This window comes from Labilibacter marinus, assembly GCF_001659685.2.
In the GTDB taxonomy this organism is placed as follows: Bacteria; Bacteroidota; Bacteroidia; order Bacteroidales; family Marinilabiliaceae; genus Saccharicrinis; species Saccharicrinis marinus.
This window is the reverse complement of the sequence record NZ_LXYE02000024.1, coordinates 229,690-249,111: the sequence shown is the minus strand read 5'-3', so window position 1 is coordinate 249,111 and position 19,422 is coordinate 229,690. Positions and strand designations below refer to the sequence as shown.

The 19,422-nt window shown below is 33.8% G+C and carries 14 protein-coding genes; 6 read left to right on the top strand and 8 right to left on the bottom strand.

Annotated features, from left to right (window positions below; all coding sequences use genetic code 11):
• Window position 1: 1 nt before the first annotated feature.
• On the bottom strand, window positions 2-2,866 hold the full coding sequence (locus A8L32_RS11695) for a carboxypeptidase-like regulatory domain-containing protein (protein WP_075590589.1): 2,865 nt from the start codon (window positions 2,864-2,866) through the stop codon (window positions 2-4).
• Window positions 2,867-3,343: 477 nt separating this feature from the next.
• Here A8L32_RS11695 and A8L32_RS11690 point away from each other — a divergent pair, with 477 nt between their 5' ends.
• Window positions 3,344-3,718, top strand: coding sequence for an HU family DNA-binding protein (locus tag A8L32_RS11690; protein WP_066630796.1), 375 nt, complete (start codon window positions 3,344-3,346; stop codon window positions 3,716-3,718).
• 384 nt (window positions 3,719-4,102) lie between these two features.
• On the opposite strand, the gene A8L32_RS11685 is transcribed toward A8L32_RS11690, so the two are convergent.
• The 5 genes from A8L32_RS11685 to A8L32_RS11665 all read right to left on the bottom strand — a co-directional run bounded on the left by A8L32_RS11685 (window position 4,103) and on the right by A8L32_RS11665 (window position 8,913).
• Window positions 4,103-4,906 carry a hypothetical protein gene (locus A8L32_RS11685; protein ID WP_066630794.1) on the bottom strand — a complete coding sequence of 268 codons (804 nt, stop codon included), beginning with the start codon at window positions 4,904-4,906 and terminating at the stop codon, window positions 4,103-4,105.
• 170 nt (window positions 4,907-5,076) lie between these two features.
• Window positions 5,077-5,568: a hypothetical protein gene (locus tag A8L32_RS11680; RefSeq protein ID WP_083631297.1), complete on the bottom strand. Its 492-nt coding sequence runs from the start codon at window positions 5,566-5,568 to the stop codon at window positions 5,077-5,079.
• 261 nt (window positions 5,569-5,829) lie between these two features.
• Entirely contained in the window at window positions 5,830-6,528 is a 699-nt protein-coding gene (locus tag A8L32_RS11675) for a hypothetical protein (RefSeq protein ID WP_066630793.1), read from the bottom strand.
• Window positions 6,529-6,761: 233 nt separating this feature from the next.
• Entirely contained in the window at window positions 6,762-7,250 is a 489-nt protein-coding gene (locus tag A8L32_RS11670) for a hypothetical protein (protein ID WP_143525081.1), read from the bottom strand.
• 91 nt (window positions 7,251-7,341) lie between these two features.
• Window positions 7,342-8,913, bottom strand: coding sequence for a tetratricopeptide repeat protein (locus A8L32_RS11665; RefSeq protein WP_066630789.1), 1,572 nt, complete (start codon window positions 8,911-8,913; stop codon window positions 7,342-7,344).
• Window positions 8,914-9,256: 343 nt separating this feature from the next.
• On the opposite strand from A8L32_RS11665, the gene A8L32_RS11660 reads away from it, so the two are divergent.
• The 4 genes from A8L32_RS11660 (at window position 9,257) to A8L32_RS11645 (ending at window position 13,351) form a co-directional block, all read left to right on the top strand.
• Entirely contained in the window at window positions 9,257-10,054 is a 798-nt protein-coding gene (locus A8L32_RS11660; protein ID WP_158027235.1) for an SDR family NAD(P)-dependent oxidoreductase, read from the top strand.
• A gap of 93 nt (window positions 10,055-10,147) precedes the next feature.
• On the top strand, window positions 10,148-11,428 hold the full coding sequence (locus A8L32_RS11655) for an NTP/NDP exchange transporter (protein ID WP_066630787.1): 1,281 nt from the start codon (window positions 10,148-10,150) through the stop codon (window positions 11,426-11,428).
• A 28-nt stretch (window positions 11,429-11,456) separates the two neighbouring features.
• Window positions 11,457-12,197, top strand: coding sequence for a ThuA domain-containing protein (locus A8L32_RS11650; RefSeq protein ID WP_066630780.1), 741 nt, complete (start codon window positions 11,457-11,459; stop codon window positions 12,195-12,197).
• Between the two features lie 275 nt (window positions 12,198-12,472).
• Window positions 12,473-13,351, top strand: coding sequence for an NAD kinase (locus A8L32_RS11645; protein WP_066630778.1), 879 nt, complete (start codon window positions 12,473-12,475; stop codon window positions 13,349-13,351).
• A 278-nt stretch (window positions 13,352-13,629) separates the two neighbouring features.
• Here A8L32_RS11645 and tnpC read toward each other — a convergent pair whose 3' ends face one another.
• A complete protein-coding gene (gene tnpC, locus A8L32_RS11640) occupies window positions 13,630-15,069 on the bottom strand; it encodes an IS66 family transposase (RefSeq protein WP_066630776.1) in 1,440 nt (479 codons plus the stop codon).
• Window positions 15,070-15,828: 759 nt separating this feature from the next.
• On the opposite strand from tnpC, the gene A8L32_RS11635 reads away from it, so the two are divergent.
• Window positions 15,829-17,043 carry a sensor histidine kinase gene (locus A8L32_RS11635; protein ID WP_066630774.1) on the top strand — a complete coding sequence of 405 codons (1,215 nt, stop codon included), beginning with the start codon at window positions 15,829-15,831 and terminating at the stop codon, window positions 17,041-17,043.
• A gap of 179 nt (window positions 17,044-17,222) precedes the next feature.
• Here A8L32_RS11635 and A8L32_RS11630 read toward each other — a convergent pair whose 3' ends face one another.
• Entirely contained in the window at window positions 17,223-19,094 is a 1,872-nt protein-coding gene (locus tag A8L32_RS11630) for a methyl-accepting chemotaxis protein (protein WP_075590588.1), read from the bottom strand.
• Window positions 19,095-19,422: the final 328 nt, after the last annotated feature.

The following is a 19,422-nucleotide window of genomic DNA, read 5'->3' as shown; positions in this document are numbered from 1 at the left end:
GTTAAAACGTAATTTTTAAAGAGGTGGAATAACTGCGGGTTTGCGGACTATTAAAGTAATCTAAGCCCATGGTGTTATGATGACCCCATAATGTATTAGAACCTAAATTTCCGCGGTAGCCCGATATGGTTACCAAGTTGTTGGCATTAACAGCAACGGATAAATTCTGTAGTCCCCATCGATTTACCAGATACTTGGGGAAAGTATACCTAAAATACACTTCTTTCAACACCAATCGGGAAGCATCCTCAATATAATCCTCGGCTACACCACCACTACCATATCGTACCCAACGGTTCCCCTCCACACTTCCATCTCTAGGTGCAAAATCAACCATGGTATTATTAACCGAACCATCCTGGCGAACGCCATCAAAAATAAAATCGTTAACGTTTCTTTGTTGCGCTGTTGATTGAGAAACGCCGCGATAATCGAGCGCTGCTTGGGTACCATTCCAAACATCACCTCCTAAAACACAATCTATATTAAAACCCCATTCCATACCTTCAATGGAGAAAGTGTTGTTGAGACCTAATAAGTAATCTGGATTTGGGTCACCAATCACCTTTAGTTCGTTATCTACCAACGGAAAACCATCAGCACCTATTACCTTTTCTCCCTGTTCATTTCTTAAATATGCATTTCCTCTAATAACTCCAGGTGCATGCCGTTTTATTAAAGCAATGTGTACATCTTTAAATCCTGCTACAGCTATAGGGGTATTGTCATCAACACTTTCTACCTCTGCTTTAATTTGAGCCATGGTCATGCTAGCTTTCCAACGAAAATCACGATTCAGAATACGAGCACTAATGGATTGCTCCCAACCACGTGTAACTATTTTTCCGGTATTCTTAAAATATAATGCATCCCCCTGTACTACTGGAAAAATGCTTTGCTCTCGTACCGACGAATAAAGGTTAAACTCCGAACGTATTTTTCCATGCATAAACGACATATCTGCACCAAAGTCGTGCTTGGTAACTATTTCGGGTTTAAGGGAGCTATCAAAAGCAATTTCAATATCTTCAAAATAGGTATGGGCATCTGCCACATGGTATAATAATGAATTAGATAATCCAGCTTGTGTTTGAAAATCTTGTTCATTCATTTGCGAAACATAGTTATACCTTAACTTAAAATGGTCCATCACATAATGTGTATCCCAACAAAACCAATTATCTAAAAGATTAAACGGCAATATATAAGCGCCTATATTTGGCTTGATATAGACTTGGTTTGTTGTGGAAGAAGTATATATATTACTTCCTAATTCAACGTGGTAGTACTCTCCGTAGTCTTGCAATGTAAGGTGAGGGTTGGCTGTATATAAAAACCTTTCTTGGTTATTATTATTCTGATTTGAATTATCCAACTTCAGACTTCTTTTGTATTGATGATATTCGGCTCGCATAGGAACAAGTAGTCTTAACTTATTGCTGATGGATTGATTTAACTGAGCACCTGCAAAATAATTATCCTGGTCTTCTATTCGTTCACTTCTTCGGCCATTGGGCATACCAACAGTACTTTGCGGAAAGGACAAGTGTCGACGATTATGATAGTTCTCACCCGACACATCCATATTTACTTGGCCATTGTTCCACCTAACTTTATATTCTGCTTTATAGTATAAGGAGTGAGTAGAATTACTATTTGCCCCTTGCTGAGCCAGGTAGTATGGATTATCTAATTGCCCTATAGATGCACTTCGAATAGAGCCATCAGGATGATAAATACTCTCGCCATGCTCCATGGCTTCCTTGCTTGATAAACCGTAGGTATTATCAAAAGTTGGTGGCGTTAAATAAGCACCAGCCAATGTACGCGATTGCATTAAGCCATCCTTAAACAAAAGCTTATTATTAGTATAGTTTAGTGAAATATTAAAGCGCTCTCCTTGATTAAATATGTATCGTAACACATGGCGTTGATTCGCCTCATTAGGTAATATGCCTTTACCTTTATCATTTTGGTAGTGTAAAGATGACTTTTTACCCAATAACATATGGTATAAAGTAATGCCTACCGATGCGTTATATCCCTCCTTAAAAATATCGCTCTGGTGATATGCCTTAGCTGCTCCACCGTTTCCTAAACCCTTTACTACTATAGAACCATTTTTATCGTAACTGGTAGGTACGCCGTCGTACTCTAAATTCTTAATAGATGGTCCCCACGAATATTGTTCTCCGGTTTCCGGACCTTGATAGCTTAGGTTACCATTTAATGGTCGCCCTTGTGCATACTTGCTTTGAAGCTCAGGCGTTCTTCCAACATTAACCATCGAAAATTGGGTTTCTACCTGAATATTACCCAAACTAAAAAAACGACTTCGGTAAGGGTTGGTGTAGCGTTGTATTTGTCTTTTTGCCCGCCCAGTTTGCACTTTAGATGCCTCACTAGTTGCTTGCTCGTACATTTTTAATACCGAAGCATCAGATACATACTTTCTGTATTTCTTCATCCTATTGGTATAAACAATAGAATCAATATTAGCCTGTGTTTGCTCAACAATAGCTACACGTTCTACTTCGGTACCGTAACTGTATGGAATAATAGATTTTGAACCTACGGGATTCAGTCCTGCACGTGTAACCACCGCTTCTTGTGTTTTCATACCAATAAAACTAAAACAGATGGTAGAACCCAAAGGTGCTTTTAGTGTGTAATGCCCGTCAAAATCGCATATAGTACCTTCTTTAGTACCTTTTATATAAACATTGACACCTGGTATTCCAAGACCTTCACTGTCGGTCATGGTGCCCATTACAGTAATTACTTCGGTTTGGGCCTGCAGTAGTGTAGCGCAAATAAAAAGTAGATTAATAAATAGAATGAGTTTTAGACATCGGAACTTATTCATAAACAAATATTTTTAAGGTTTTTCAATCAGTTTATGATAGGATGCATACACCAATTGAATTCCATAAAAATTTTAGAAGAAAAAACAGAACAAAGCCATAACACCCATACTAAATGAACATTACGAACAATATTATTTATTGTATTAATAAAACTAAGGATGTACTTACTTGAAATATTGGAGTAAATGAATGGTGATAATGCATTGTAGCAAATTACGATAGTAATGGAAGAATATTTCTATAGTTATAGAAATATTTTTTCATAGTTATAAAATTATTTTTCCATAACTATGGAATTTACCTTCCTTAAATAGGCTAATATTTCTCTATAGTTATTAAAAAAATTGCCTTTAAACTACTAATATAACCTTAGAATTGATAAACATTATTTATCTTAACGATAATCATAATCCAGTGTATTATACCATTTTGCACATAGATGAATCAATTTTAATTTTTAATCCAAAACAATCACTATGTTAAAGTATAAACTAATAGAACGTAGAAACCCAGGTGATCCTAGCGCACCTCAAAAAAAATACGCTACCCATGTAAAAAAAGGCACAAAGAGCGTCGCGGCCATTAGTAAAGATATTGCCGATATTTCTTCCTTAAGTAGAGGTGATATTCAAAATACACTCATGAATTTAGTAGATCAAATACCCAAGTATTTATTGGATGGAAACAGTGTTAGCTTAGGCGAACTTGGCACCTTACGCATTTCGTTTAGTAGCGAAGGTGTTGATACTGAAGAAGAATTTAACGTTAGTAAAATAAAAGGTTTAAAAGTACTTTTTACGCCCGGCAAGCTAATTAAAGAAGAAATAGTTAAAGCAAAATTTGAAAAATAGTTGATCAGCTATTAAATAACAGTGCGAATTTAAGTGCATGCAGGATATATGATTATATAAAGAACCAACCTTTATGGGTTGGCTCTTTTTTTTACGATTGGTAATTAAGTTTTACGGTGAGGATTAGGGTGGCTACCTGAAAGAAACGCGTGGAGACTTAAAAAAACTTAGTTTCGCAACTAGGATAGAGCCAAATCAAAGAATCGTGATTTTTACTCTATGAGTTTGGCTCTTATTATTCAAAGAACTGGTTGATTAGGTATAATGGGAAGGGGTAGTTTATATTTTAAAGTCTGTTTAATATTTTCGCTAATTACTTATAGCGCTCCCCTAAACATTACAAATTATACATGATATAATTCAAATCATTGGACTTGTCAGTTTCTACTCCTCTATTATTATGTTCAATTCAATATCATTTTCTTCGCACATTCCATACCTTATCGTATCTAGAAATGAAACTCCATGATTTTTTCTCCTCATACGTTGTTCTAAATTCTTGGTAAAAACGGATTGTGTGGGTGATATGTAACCATCAAATTTTGGAGATAAATAAATCGTATCACTTCCATGAATTTTATAACGCAGAAACACTTTATTATTACCAGTCCTACTATTAAATCCTATTTTTAGAGTCTGACTTGGTAATAGGTCTATCCAACTAAAACTATTTCCGCACCAACTATACCACCAATACTCAATCGGCTTCCATTGCTCTCTATTCTCCTTTGATTCTAATAATCCAATTAAACTTCCGTCTTGGGTTGGGAACTTAATGGTATCTGTTGAAGTGTTCTGAAAGAGAATAAGTCTGTCTAGGCTATTATTATAATCATGTACTCTTGATGCTTCTATTTTATAATAATCTATTTTTTCCTTGAATTCTGTCATGTATTCTAAATAGCTACTATCTGGGTAGTATTTACCAAAGAATTCCTTAGAATACGGATTACGTTTAGAATAGCGCAAGTACTTTTTCTCAGTCTCTGAAATAAAGTTCTTAGGAACTATTTCGGGGTTAACAACAAATCCATATGTATCAGGATATACTATACTATCAACTATCTCGAAATTATACCATGCCCTATTAATACTATCACTCACAATTTCGGTATGTCCAATCAAGAAACTTTGCCCTTTCACGACTAAAGTGATAAACAACATTATAATGACTATACTTCTTTGCATGATTTCTCGATTAATTTCAACGGTTTTGATATTTTACCTTAAACTGAATAAGTATTTGGGACGAAAATTTGGCGCCCCAAAACGCCCTGCAAACTTCCATAAAAGAACTATCTCCTCATTACGTATTAGTTTTGTTGGCGTTTCGTTATTATTTCCTTTAGTAAAATGCTTTAAGGTACAATGTCAAAATTAGTCGACATGTCATTCCCAAATATTTCAGTCATAATTTGTTTTCCAATGTCCGAAGCAGTTTTTAAGTCAGCATTAATGTCAAGTTTATATACTGGTGCTTCTTTCAAGTCTTCATATTGAGGCTTATTTCCGTAGGTCGTTTTTACGATTTGAAATCCATTTGATTTAGCAAAATCCTTGATTTTGTCAACGTATGGTTTTTGTTCATTTGCCATAACTTCATATTCAATATTTATTTTACCATTGTTGTCAGCAAAATAAATACAGTCAGTCCCTTTTGAAGTTATTCCAAAGAAATCATATTCAAGTTCTTTGTTTTTTAAATGTTCCATTATTGATTCAAGTTGGTCTAATTTTATTTGTCTTGCAACTTGAACTTTTGGTTTCTGATTTCCAGACATCTTTGAGATGAGAAAAATGATTCCTATAACGATTACGATTCCAATAATAATAATAAATTCGATTTTCATGTTAGGTTTTTATATGTAGTTCTTAAAATTTACAGTGTAGTTAATGGCTGCTGGGTTTTGAAGCCCAACGGTTGGCTAGATGAAACGTATGGCAATTTAACGAACCAAACTTTCCAAACTCCGCTAAGCCGAAGCTTTTGTTTTGGTTATAAATTTATTCTTTTCACTAGCCGAAGCAAAAGCTTCGGCGAACTTATTAAAAGTACGAACCTCCCAAATTTATGCTGACAGCCTATGCCCTTTATTTATTGTTAGGCTGCGTTATTCATTATATTCCATTTTGTCAAGTCGGCAATATGAGTTATAATCATTCCTTTTGATGTAAATTAATTCATTTTTTTCAAAAAGATACCTTTCATAAAAGTCATTGCCTGTTATTTCAATTTCAATTAAATCGTCAATTATTCTTGTTTGTTTGATTCTATAATTAGATTGAGTTATTCTCAGAGTGTCATTATTAGGCACTTTTAATAAATCAATGTTGACAATAATATCTTTAAATATGGTCTTATTATTCTCATTTATTAGATGAGCAGTTTTAAATCTTAATTTATTTGAGTCCAAAATCTCGTATTCGAAGTCATAATACTCATGTACAATAATATCACCATTTCTGTAGCATGAGATTACCGTTCCATCATACCAGTCAGGTTCATCTTTTGTCCAATATTTTAATTCCTTTCTTAAATCTCTTTTAAAAATTCTCTCACTTATCGAAGGAATCCAATATGTGTATTTTCTTGGTTGTTTATTGATGAAAACTATATTTTCAGGACTTAAGTTATTGGAGTAAAATAAACATGTATCAAGGTCAATTAGTTTTTTTTGTAATCCTAATCCTAAATTATAAGAATGAAGAACTTTTATAGTCCTTTTTTGCTCAGCAGTAAAACCTTCAGTTTGACAAAAAGTATTCTCGAAAGCAATAATTTCAATTAATATCAAAAGAAAAATTTTCATATCTTATTAATCAACATTCGCAATATTTATTTACCCACCAATTTATAAGGATTTACACTCGACATATGCATCGTACTAATGCAGCCTAACTATAAAATAAAAACCAGTATCTCTCTTAAACACTAACTTTTATTTTCAATATAAATATATCCTTTTTTCTATACGAAGCAAACCCCCATTATGTAATTACAATCTAAGGCCTTTATTTATTAGTAATAGTTATTTTCCAAATTTTAAAAAGCGTATCCTAGACCTATTCCAAGACCAAGAAACCCAACTTTTGCCTTAAAAATTAATCCACCTTCAGGTTTTTGATACCTGTATCCAAAATCAATAAGAGGCAATACGTACATTTTATCTAGTTCAATGTCTTTACCTACAAATGTACCTGCGTTTATCTCAAAATGCTTATTCTTTTTACCTGTTAACATTGTAATGGCTGCCAACCCTCCTGGTCCTCCTGTTGTCATTATAACACCCGAAGCTCCTAGCCCACCTCTGGCATACCATGTCAACTTTTTACCAGAATATATTTGACGCTCAAAATTTATGGAAGCTTGATAACCAAAATGCGCACCAACATCTGCATATAAATTCACTTTACTAAAGGTTGTCTCATCCACACTTTGAGCATCTGCTTTATTATTCAAGGATAGAGACAACATTCCAATAAATAATACTTGATAAGCATAGAATCGTGATTTCATTAGAAGTGATTTCATGGCATAAAATTTAAATCATATTAATACTAAAGATACAACTTAAATATGCTAACCTACGCTTCTTATTTGTAGCACTTAAACTCTTTCTTCGCTATAACTTCGATATTACCTCTGTTAAGTCTTCTTCTTTTTTAAGCTCCATTTTTTTACGCAGACGGTAGCGAGCTGAATTAACACTTTCCATTGAAATGCCTAACAATTGAGATATTTCCTTACTAGAAAAATTCAATTTAATTAAAGCACATAGCTTGTGGTCCTTGCGCGTTAACTGAGGATAAATACGATTGAGTGTTTCGTAAAAGGCATTATTAACGGAAGAAAATCGGGCGTTAAACTCGGTCCAATCCTGGTTTTTATTCACCTTTATTTTATTAATAATTTTATTGAGCGAACGCTTATCAACTCCCTTTAAAACGGTTAACTCTTCCTTAATATCCAGAATGAGTTCATCTTTCTGAATCAGCTGTAATGCCGAGGAGGTCAATTCTTTGTTTTTCACCTCTAATATTTCCTTATTCTTTTCAGAACTTAGTTTTTGTTTTTGTGCAAAATTAAGCTGCTCTTGTTTTCTTCTTTTCTGCAGGTTTCTAAAAATAATGAAGGAAATAATAATTAAAGCTACAAATAAAACGGTAAGCATCATAGCACGTAAAAAAAGGATTTTCTGAGATTGTTCCAACTCCCGCAAACGTATCTCCTCCAACGCCTTATTTTGTTTTTCAACTTCAATCCTGAAGGCATCTTTCACTTCTAATAAATCGCGATTATTGCTACTTCGTACCCCAAAAAGTTCCTCTACAGTATTCTTAGATTTTTGTAAATATCGATGGGCTCGTTTATACTTTCCAATTTTTAAATATAAATCACTTAACTTCTGGTAAACATCAGGAAGGTAATTCTGATGGGTCTTAAATTCTTCAGAAACAGCCAAAGAGTTAAGTAGGTACTCTTCACTTTTTTCATAGTTCTCCAGATGATAGTACACCTCTCCCATCATAGAATATAAAACAACGCGATAAGTAGGTATACTTTTAATAATACCCGGTTCTATACTTTCAAGGATACTTATGGCAAGTGAGTATTTCCGTTGATTTAAATATATGTACCCTTGCTCAGCCTTAACTAATAGATTTCCTGAAGTTGATGGGTGAATTTCCATCACCATATTACAGCTATCTACATATTTTTGTGCTACGCCATTATCACCATTTTCTCTATGATGACTTGCTAATATATAATAGGAGTTTCGCAAGGCAGTAATTTCTTCATCCGACTTCTCTTTTATATTCTTTATATATCTAATGGAGCTATTAAAATAGTCTTCAGCCTCTACATCCATTCCAAATACGCTATATAAAACGCCTAAACCATTATTAATTTGGGTTATGTATTCACAATCGTCAAGCATATTTGCTGTAATCAATGCATCCCAATAGTAATCATATGCTTTGGCATAATTTCCTTTGGTAGAAAAATCTTGTCCTGTAACAAGCATCAGTTCTACCGCTTCCAAAGTATCACCACGTACCAATAAGGCTTGCTTATCTAAAGCAAATACTTCGCCATTAAAAGATGTTTTCTTTTCGATAGGCTTTTGTGCGAAAATATGGTTCGTTAAGCAAGCAATAATTAAAAAAACAATTATAGATGAGTCTCTTTTCATTAGTGTATTATTTATGAAATGACTTTTTATAAAAATACATACTTCATATCACTCCACAAACAACAAATCATTTAAACCCACTACACCCACAAGTCTTTTACTTTGACTTACTGCTACTTGAGCTTTACTAAACTTCATTTTGTCTATTCTTAATCTATAGCAAGTTGGCATTTGTCTATAGCTAAAGCATATAGACAATTCGTTTTTCCACCTTGCGATCTAGCATATTTGAATTCGTTTTTACCACAAGATGAGACATTGTAAATGGTACAGGTAAACACATCAAATTACTAAACAAGAATACAAAACCTTTAAAATGTATAACAATAAACTTTTATCAATTATGTTAGAATTATCTAAAAAAGGAAAATCCCTTATCGTAGCATTAATAATTATGCTTAGTCTATTTTCTGTGGACTCATATGCACAAACAGGCGACAATTCAGGCAAAGAAAAAACAGCCATTGTAACAGGCTCTAATAGAGGCCAGGGTTTAGGTTGGGTAAAGCACTTTTTAAATGAAGGGTATGTAGTTGTAGCTACCGCTCGTAAACCAGAAAAAGCAACCGAACTAAACGAGTTAAAAAAGAAATACAAAAAACAGCTATTTATAGAAAAGCTTGATGTAACCAGTGAAGAAGACCATGCTGCACTAGGTAAAATGCTTAAAAAGAATAAGCTACATATTGATATCGCCATAAGCAATGCCGGTGTAACTGTAGAAGAAGATTTTGGTAGTTGGACTGCAAAATCGTGGAAACTTAATTACGAGGTTAACACAATGGGTGTAGCATTTTTTGCTCAAACCATTTCTCCATATCTTAATGATGGAGCTCAACTCATTCACTTATCTTCTGGTCATGGCTCTATTGGAGCTCATGGAAAACCAGGCCCTATTGATGCCTATGGTGTTAGTAAAGCCGGCGTTAATATGCTGACTAAGAAATTAGCTAAAAGATGGGAAGACAGAAAAATCATTGTAATCTCCGTTACTCCTGGAGGTGTTAAAACAGATATGAATCCGAATGGAAAGCTTTCTGTGGCTGAAGCAGTGGCTATCATGTCGGAAACATTTTCTAAGCTAACGATGGAGAATAGCGGTACATTCATCACCAACAAAGGTAAAAAAATGCCTTGGTAGATTACCACATCCATTTCTCTCAATTATAATAGTACCTAAGACTTAGGCAAGCTAATAACTTACGCCTGTTCTTTAGGTCAAAAATTCAATCAAATGATTAAGAAACTAATAAATAAGGCTTCTGAGATCAAATCGCATGAAGTTAGAGCCACTGTGCTTTCTTTTCTGCTGGTATTTGTGCTTATGATGGCCTACTATATTCTTAGACCAGTTAGAGATGCCATGGCAAGCGACTGGACCGATTCTGAGGTGAGTAAACTTTGGACACTTAACTTTTTTATAAGTACAGGTGTGGTGGCCATATACGGCTTGGCTGTATCTAAAATTAAGTTTAAAAACTTAGTTCCTGGAGTGTACGCATTCTTTGCTATCTCTTTTGTGGTGTTTTACTTTTTTATGCTGACAATTACTGATAGGACATTAATAGATAAGGCATTTTACATCTGGATTAGTGTATTTGGCATGTTCCACCTATCTGTATTTTGGAGCTTTATGTCAGACTTATTTAATAAGGATCAGGCCCGAAGATTATTTGCTACCATAGCTACAGGTGCAAGTGCAGGTGCATTGGTGGGGCCAATGATTCCTACTCTATTTGCTGGAATTTCAGGAACTGATAACTTGATATTGATTGCTTCTGCAATTCTTATTATTCCTATCCCTCTCATTCTTCTTTTATCCAAAATAAAGATAAGCGAGTTAAAGAATGAAGACGAAACAAGCGATACCAGCAAATTTAAAATTGGAGGAAATCCTTTCGCAGGTTTTAAATCCTTTATAACCAACCCTTACCTATTAGCCATTGGCGGATTTATTCTGCTATACACCATGATAAGCACCTTTGTATACTTTGAACAAAAGAATTTATTAGCAGAATATGATCGTGCCACAAGAACCCAAATACTGGGTAGCATCGATTGGATTGTAAATGTGCTAACCTTTGGAATCGCATTTTTTGCTACATCTAGAATTGTTAAAAAGCTTGGTATGGGCTATACCCTAGCTATTATGCCTATAGTCATTTGCGCAGGTATTTTAGTATTGGCTTTTGCACCTATTATTGTTGTACTGCTAGCACTTCAGGTGGCACGTAGAGCAGGTAATTATGCCATAACCAAACCTGCGCGCGAAATGCTATTTACCGAGGTCGATAAAGAAACTCGATTTAAAGCAAAACCAGTTATTGATGTGGTGGTTTATCGTGGTGGAGATACGATTACCGCTTGGTTCTTTACAGGTTTAACCGAAGGTCTTGGGCTAGGTTTTACAGCCGTAGGAATTATTGGGGCTGGTATTGCAGCTATTTGGGCTGGTGTAGGTATCTACATGGGTAAGATGTATAACCGAGTTAAATCTGACTCAAACAAAGAATAAACAAACCTTACATATAAAATTAGAAAACATGTTCAGAAAAATAACAAAACCTACAAAGTTAATAGCAATAGCACTAATACTATTTATTTCATTCGCTGCCAATGCTCAAAAAGGAAAAACATCTGTATTAGTAGTTCGTGGAGGTCACCCATATGACACACCGGACTTTGAAAAGATGTGTACCAGCTTAAAAGGAGTGAAAGTAGATTTGGTATTAGATGCTCACTTTAAATCAATGAAAGTAGATGCTATCAAACAAAAGTACGATGCCATTTTATTTTTAAACCAGAATAAGTATTACAATGAATCAAAACGCACTAAGCAACTATATATGGATTTAACCAACGAAGGCGTTGGAATGGTTTTCCTTCATTTTACTTTGTCATCTCAACCATCTTGGGATGATTACCATGATATTATTGGTGGAAAATGGTTCTTAGGAAGTCATACTAAGGACAAGAGCAAAGTATCTACTTATTTTATAGATAGGACTATAGATATAAAGGTGAAGGATACCAAGCACCCTATTGCTGAAGGTGTAGAAGATTTTACTTTAACAGATACCTTTTATGGCAATATATGGATGTCGGACAAAGTAAAACCCATTTTAGGAGTGGACGACAAGGATGTAAATAGCGCTGTTGTTTGGGAAAACAAATACAACAACTCTAAAGTAATTTACATTATGCCTGGGTTTTCGAAGAAAGCTTTCGAGAACAAGAACTATAAAAAGGTTGTAGCCAATTCATTAAAATATGCCGGCAACTAAACCTGACATATAGTTTAAAGCTTAAGGATAGAGTACAGGGTGTAGGAATGGTACCATGGGGAACAGGTAGTTTAAATGTTCCTGAAATACTACACGAGTTAAGGCGACAACAATTTAAAGGCAACATCTCATGTGAGTTCTTTGGAAATTTCAGTAAAGTAGCATACATCTCCAAATCACTTGAGTATTACCAATATTTCATCGAACAATATACCGAGGAATAAATATGGTAAGAAGTTATCAAATGGATTCTTTCATCACTAAAAACTAACACCATGATTAAAAACATAGCTATGGTTGGGCGTAATATTGCACCAGAGCACCTATCCGCAATTGAAGCGTTTATTGAAACATGTTACCAAAATAATATTAAAGTCTTTATATATGATTCTTTAGTGAACGACTTAAAGCACCTCAAACAACTAAGTAGCTTTACTAGTTTTAAAGACAACAACTTGGATAAAATAGATTTGGTGGTAAGTGTAGGTGGCGATGGAACATTTTTACGTACTGCCCGTCTTGTCAACTCTTTGCAGATTCCTATTTTGGGAGTAAATATGGGTAGGTTAGGCTTTTTAGCAGAAACCGGAGCTGACGAATTGAACACCGTGTTAAAGGAGTTATTAAATAACGAATATAGTGTAGTAGATCGTACCGTTCTGTCTATTACGGAGGATGGCAAAAGTAATGAACAGTATGCTTTAAACGATATCACCTTGGTTAGACGAGATACCTCCTCGTTAATAGTTGCTCATGTAAAAGTCAACGGAAAACTGCTTAATAATTATTGGAGCGATGGAGTTATTATATCAACGCCTACAGGCTCTACGGCATATTCAATGAGTGCGGGTGGTCCAATTGTTTTGCCCGAGTGTAACAACATAATTATTACCCCTATTGCCCCACATGGTTTAAATGTACGGCCACTCGTATTATCAGATAATGTTGAACTGGAGATTACCGTTGAAAGTCGTAGCAATAGTTATATGTTAACGGTTGACTCCGCCTCAAAAGTAGTGAGTACTCAAACTAAAGTAAAAATACGAAAGGCTGATTACTCTGTTAAGGTAATAGAAAGACATACGTATGACTTTTTTGATACACTACGCAAAAAACTAATGTGGGGAGCAGATATTAGAAAAAGTAATAGATAAAGGCTTAGTAAGCTCAATACAAAGCACTCTAGCCAACTTACATTCGTAGACACTTAATTTACAACACCTAAGCTACTATTGAGATGCAATGAATATACATATACATACCTTAAATCTTAAAATAAAAGCCAGTAGTCATCTCGATTACTGGCTTTTATTATGTGACCCCTACGAGATCACTCTTTATCTATATAAATCTTAATAATCAATCAAATACACAACCACATATCAAATAGGTCGTAACTCCTCAGGTTATCGAGCTCAGTAAAGTGCAGGATTTATTTTAGGGAATAAAACAGTGTTTTATCTTCAGCAAGTTCAATAGAAAATTTCAGCATGAAAAAGACATCAGCTGATCGTTTAATCCATGTATCAATAGCGGATCTAATGATCGCAAAGATAGTGGCTCCCCTGTCAGATCGAAATCCGCCAGAGACTTTTTGCTTGACTTTGATGTTGCGAATTGCACGCTCAGAACCATTGTTATCAAATGGCACATCGGGATGATATAAGAAAGCAAAAATAGCTTTGCGCCATTTTCTTAATCGTTTTTGGAATGCTGATAATTTTGGCACATCTTTTTGCAAAGGGCATTCTAGAATCTTATCAAGTGCCAGTTCAAAAAGGCACCGTTCTTCCAGCGGTTCATCATACCGATCTGGCATTAAAGTCCGTTTCAGTTCAATCGCTTTTTCAAACAATGTTTTCAATAATTGAGCCCATTGGTTTTTTGAGCCCTCTATAAAAGCGTTGAGCTCGCGCATTAAGTGAGCCAGACACAATTGGTGCAAATGGGCTGGGGTCTTAAGCTGTGTGCTTAATGAATCACTAACCAGTATGGCATCTGGGAATCCAGTTGGAAACTCATTCGCAATGGTTACATATCCCCAGCTTGGCGTTATGGTAATAAATGTTTCGTTGGCCGATTGCCATGTCCAAGCCCAATGATTACCATTGTTCACCTTTACACCTGATTCATCGCTGCCAACTACTGTTGCATTTGCTATATCTTGCTTGATTCCTTCATAAACAGGTAGCAAGTTGTCAGCAACACTATTAAGCATGTCATAGATAGTTCCTTCGTTAAGGGATACATTACAAATGCATTTTAACAATTCTGGCAAACGACCAAAAGGAATGTATTGGCGCGTACTAAGGTAGCTGACAAACGAAACTAATCGACTCCCATACTGAATAGGAGCTGTAACTCCTGCTGGAAATTCACTTTTTGAAACACATCCGCAATTGCACCTCAGTTGATAAACCTGATGTTCGGTAACTGTAGCCTGTATAGGTGGAATGTCAACAACTTGCCCTTTTGATTGAAGTTTAAATGCTTCTGCAGAATTTGTCTTATCACAAGTAGGGCAACATGCTTTTGGAGTGTGTTTTATAATATGGTCAGGATTATGCGATTGAAAAAGAGTAGTTCCCTTGTGACCTTTTTGACCTCCTGATTTTTTATTGCTTGGTTTACGAAGACTTTTTTGTTTAGGGGTGCATCCTAAATCATGAGATGGAGGTCGGTAACTATTACGACTATTCTGAGATTTTAAACGTTGGTTTTCTTGTTTCAAAACACGAATATCTTCCTTCATTTCATTCAGTTGCATCTCAACCTTATGGCTAAATTCAACAAAAAGATCAATAATTTGATCCTTATTGAGAGGTTCTAGTGTTTCGCGTTTAATCATGTCTGCAAAGATCAAGATTTGCATCTTTCCAAACACAGAAACGGTCTACATGTTATTAACATAGTGACCTGATTTTATTCACACTTTCTTGAAAAAATTATGATTTTTTAAAAAAATACTTCCGTTTATGAAAACCTGAGCTGTTACCATTAATAACACACTTTTACAATTAAAAAATAAAGCTTATGAGAAGTTTATTTAATATGGATCACTTTCAAAAGTTGGTTCTGATAAAAACAATTGTTTATTTACTTTTCTGCCTTATTAAAAATAAAGGCAACAAGAAACAACACATACCAATTCCGTTGCAAAATTATTTTTCCTAAAAATACGAATGGATTTAAATACCAGCAACTTGAACCTATCTTTTACACATATATTCAACTATAACATAGAATCCTTCAATAATCAATAATTGACACTTACCACGAAAACATTGAAGCTAGAACTTTTTATTTTAGCTTTAAACTATCTAATCCTATACACGGATAATACAGTTATTCTTCGGACTTATCTATTATAATTGAAGCCACACTTCCTTATGATATATATCATTCAATATTATAAATATAATATTCTTATTTGCGGCGCAAAACACCACGAAAAAGAAATAATTATTTCATATAAAATAGGCAACTATTCCATAGACACGCCGTATATCAAACAGCACTTGCGTACCTAAGCTAACTCTATATATAAGGAAGCATTTTTTGCTTTTTAAATAGATATTTTATTAACAATAATAATACAAACTAGTAGATATTTCACTGAATATTATATAAAATGAATTACCAGATTAATAACACTAAAACAATAAATGAAGTATACGATTTATTAAGCATTGATATTCAGAAAATTATTCCAAACTCAATTATTATACTAAATCAACTTAATGAGAAAAAGGATGAAGCCTACGTTTATGATTTAATAGGATTAAACAAACCTTTCTTCAATAAGTTAATTCGCATTTTAGGAATAAACCCCGTTGGTAAACACTTTAAAAATTCAGAATACGGAAGAAAACACTTTTATACCTCAAAACAATTTGAGCAATTTAATGGTAAATTATATGATTTTTCTGATGGAATAGTATCCGAATGGGTATGTAATTTAATCGAAAGCGTTTTTTACCTAAAAAATATTTATACAATTGGTCTCAACTATGACAATACCATCATAGGATGTTTAATGGTTTTTCCACGTAAAGATGACAAACATAAATTAAAAGACATACAACAGCGGATACCACTCTATTGCAATAGAATGAAGGTTATTCTTGAAGAATATAAAAGCGACATATGGGGCAACGATATCCAGAATAATTTTAGCCAGGCTATAATTAATAATATATCACATGAGATTCGTACACCTTTAAATGGTATTGTTGGATTAATGCAAGCAGGATTAAACCTACTTGAGACTAATGAAGATACGCAACACTTAACTTCTAAAATTTGGCAAAATTCGAATGAATTGACAAGTAAAATAGACAACTTACTACTTATTAGCAATCTACAAACAAATCAAACGCAATTCAGGTTTCAAGATGTTTCTATAAATGAAATAATCATTAAAATAGAATTTCTTATTCGAAAAATAGGGACTGAATTTGAAGGAAGAAAGATTCATTTTATTGACAGAACCACCATTCGCAAACACAATTATTATCGATTAGATACCTACTACTTTGAAGTAACCTTATTAGAAATATTGAGGAACGCCATAAAATTTTCTGAAGATATAGTTGAACTATCTATCGATATTAAAAATACAATAATGCATATTAATATTTCAGACAAAGGCATAGGTATGACAGCTACTGAACATGCAGATATATTTAAGTTGTTCAATAATAATGACCAAGCTAATAATCGAGGAATGGGTTTAGGTTTGCCAATAGTGAAAGAAATCTGCAATAAACACAATTGGAATATTAATTTCTTGACTGAATTACATATTGGAACTTCAGTCAATATTAGTATACCTTATTTACAATAATGTCCTCGTGCAAAAAGAGAAACCAAACCAACTCAATAGTTACAAAGGAAACGTGATGAAAATTGACTAACTCGCCCAAGAAGTATATTAACGGACTTATCACCCAAAATTAGAAAAGTCAACCTTTACATAGCGACGGAAATAGTATATTACATACAACCCTTACTCAATTCTACTATTTACTTTTTATTATTAAAAGCTTTCTTCATTATTCTTGTGAATAATCTACTACGCTTTTCTTCTACTTCTTCCTCATCCTGCATACTAAATGTTGATATCGCAATGCTAAGTTTTTCTGCTTGTAATTTTAACTCATTTGCACTAGCTGCAATTTCTTCTGATTGTGCAGCATTAACTTGAGTCAATCCGTTTAAGGAATTTAACGCTGTATTAATCTGATTAGCACCCACTTTTTGTTCCTGACTAGCTACAGAAATTTCATTTACTAATTCTCCAGTCTTCTCTATTTCAAAAACTACTTTTTCCAATCCATCCCCTCCGCTTTGAGATAATTCATACCCCTCTACAGATAACTTCCCAATTATTATGGATGCATCATTACTTCTTTCGGCTAGGTTACGCACCTCTTCTGCAACAACAGAAAAACCTTTTCCTGCAACACCAGCTTTGGCTGCTTCGATGGCTGCATTAATGGCTAAAATATTTGTTTGCCTTGCTATTTCTCCAATGGTTTTTACTTTTCTAGATATCTGTTCTGACTTACCCACTGCAGAATGAGTACCCTGAGCAACGTCTCTAACTTCTATAAAAGTTGCATCAGCCATTTGCTTAGTTCTTAAAGCATGCTCTGCATTCTGATCAATATTAGTTACCATTTCCTCAACTGTTGAACTTATTTCTTCAACAGAACTTGCCTGCTGTGTAGCTCCACTTGATAACTGTTGAGAACTACTATCTAATTGGTTCGATGTTGTTGAAAGATAATCTATTCCATTTTTAACCTCCGTTATAGTACCCTTTAACATCTCAATCATCTCTTGAAAAGATTGGGACAAACTACCAATTTCATCTTTACGTGAAACAAAATCATCTTTAATTTTTACACCTAAAACTCCTCTTGAAACACTGTTTGCAACACTTACTAATTCACTTATTCCTTTTGTAACCGAAGTCGTAATAAAATAGCCTAAGAATATACTAGTTACCATAACACCAGCTATCAAATACAAAATAAGTGATATAACAGATTCTAAATCATTCTCATTTTCCATTTTAAGAATACCAACTGTTTTCCTTAGGTTTGAAACAATTGGTTGTATACGAGAATTAAACTCTATTGTACATGCAATATGCGCTTTAGATGTGGTAATAAATTCTTTATTAATTACTATTAAATCACTTACCAATTCGTTAAACGTGTTTTTTTGCTCTTTATTCTGAATAAAATAAGTTGACTTCACCTGTGAAGTCAAGGATCTAATACGATTTAAACTCCTATTATTATGCCTCTTCTCCATACTATTCTTACCGGGTGCCATTTTATAGCTTAATAAATCAGAATAATATCTATTAATTAGTTTATAAACCTCTTGGGATTTTCTGTCATAATTAACCTTTTTATTTCCTTTAAGGATAGATACTGGTTGTTCTATAAAATCCTTAATCGAATTAGCCCCTTTAATATTGAGCTCTATAAGTGAATCATATTCCATTCGAACCTGAAAATACTTATCTTTTTTTTCGATAATGGTATCCATTTGCAGAACAACATCATTTAGCTCATTATACTTTAACTTGGTAATTCTAGACTTAGATTTAGTAGTTCTTTGAACGTGAGCCAACAAATTAGTAATTTTCTTTTTTTGACTTTCAGCTCCTCTCACCGAAAACACCTCACTAGTTCGAGCAACATCTAAAATCTCAGCTGCCGCTCTGTTTAAGTCTGATTGTAAAATTGCTCGCCTATTATTCTCATTAATAGTTTTTATAGCAACTAAACCAATAACAACAAAGAATATAAAAATTAAAACATAACCGATTGTCAATCTCAGCCCAACCTTAAGGTCTGTATGTCTAAGCTTAAATTTCATTTTAAAACCTTTTAATTTACTAAAAATCAATCATCACACCCCCAAATTATACGGAGATTAAACTAAATATATCCATCTAATTAAAAGCATTAATTTTGTTATGTTTTTCATCTATAGGTATCCCATCCTTTTATAGCAAAATGGCAGTATTTCCTATAAATAAACCAACAATAAAATTTGATAATATAAAATTACCAATGAATCTTCTCTTTATATTAAAACATTAGTCCTAATAATTGAAAAATAGAATCAAAACTGAAATGTATCCTCTTTATGATGTATTTATTCAATTGATAATAATTCTAAAAATAAGCTTATTACCAACTTG

Excerpts from the sequence above, each read along its gene's own strand:
- A8L32_RS11695 (WP_075590589.1), bottom strand. The coding sequence starts at position 2,866 with ATGAATAAGTTCCGATGTCTAAAACTCATTCTATTTATTAATCTACTT.
- A8L32_RS11690 (WP_066630796.1), top strand. The coding sequence starts at position 3,344 with ATGTTAAAGTATAAACTAATAGAACGTAGAAACCCAGGTGATCCTAGC.
- A8L32_RS11685 (WP_066630794.1), bottom strand. The coding sequence starts at position 4,906 with ATGCAAAGAAGTATAGTCATTATAATGTTGTTTATCACTTTAGTCGTG.
- A8L32_RS11680 (WP_083631297.1), bottom strand. The coding sequence starts at position 5,568 with ATGAAAATCGAATTTATTATTATTATTGGAATCGTAATCGTTATAGGA.
- A8L32_RS11675 (WP_066630793.1), bottom strand. The coding sequence starts at position 6,528 with ATGAAAATTTTTCTTTTGATATTAATTGAAATTATTGCTTTCGAGAAT.
- A8L32_RS11670 (WP_143525081.1), bottom strand. The coding sequence starts at position 7,250 with ATGAAATCACTTCTAATGAAATCACGATTCTATGCTTATCAAGTATTA.
- A8L32_RS11665 (WP_066630789.1), bottom strand. The coding sequence starts at position 8,913 with ATGAAAAGAGACTCATCTATAATTGTTTTTTTAATTATTGCTTGCTTA.
- A8L32_RS11660 (WP_158027235.1), top strand. The coding sequence starts at position 9,257 with ATGTTAGAATTATCTAAAAAAGGAAAATCCCTTATCGTAGCATTAATA.
- A8L32_RS11655 (WP_066630787.1), top strand. The coding sequence starts at position 10,148 with ATGATTAAGAAACTAATAAATAAGGCTTCTGAGATCAAATCGCATGAA.
- A8L32_RS11650 (WP_066630780.1), top strand. The coding sequence starts at position 11,457 with ATGTTCAGAAAAATAACAAAACCTACAAAGTTAATAGCAATAGCACTA.
- A8L32_RS11645 (WP_066630778.1), top strand. The coding sequence starts at position 12,473 with ATGATTAAAAACATAGCTATGGTTGGGCGTAATATTGCACCAGAGCAC.
- tnpC (WP_066630776.1), bottom strand. The coding sequence starts at position 15,069 with ATGCAAATCTTGATCTTTGCAGACATGATTAAACGCGAAACACTAGAA.
- A8L32_RS11635 (WP_066630774.1), top strand. The coding sequence starts at position 15,829 with ATGAATTACCAGATTAATAACACTAAAACAATAAATGAAGTATACGAT.
- A8L32_RS11630 (WP_075590588.1), bottom strand. The coding sequence starts at position 19,094 with ATGAAATTTAAGCTTAGACATACAGACCTTAAGGTTGGGCTGAGATTG.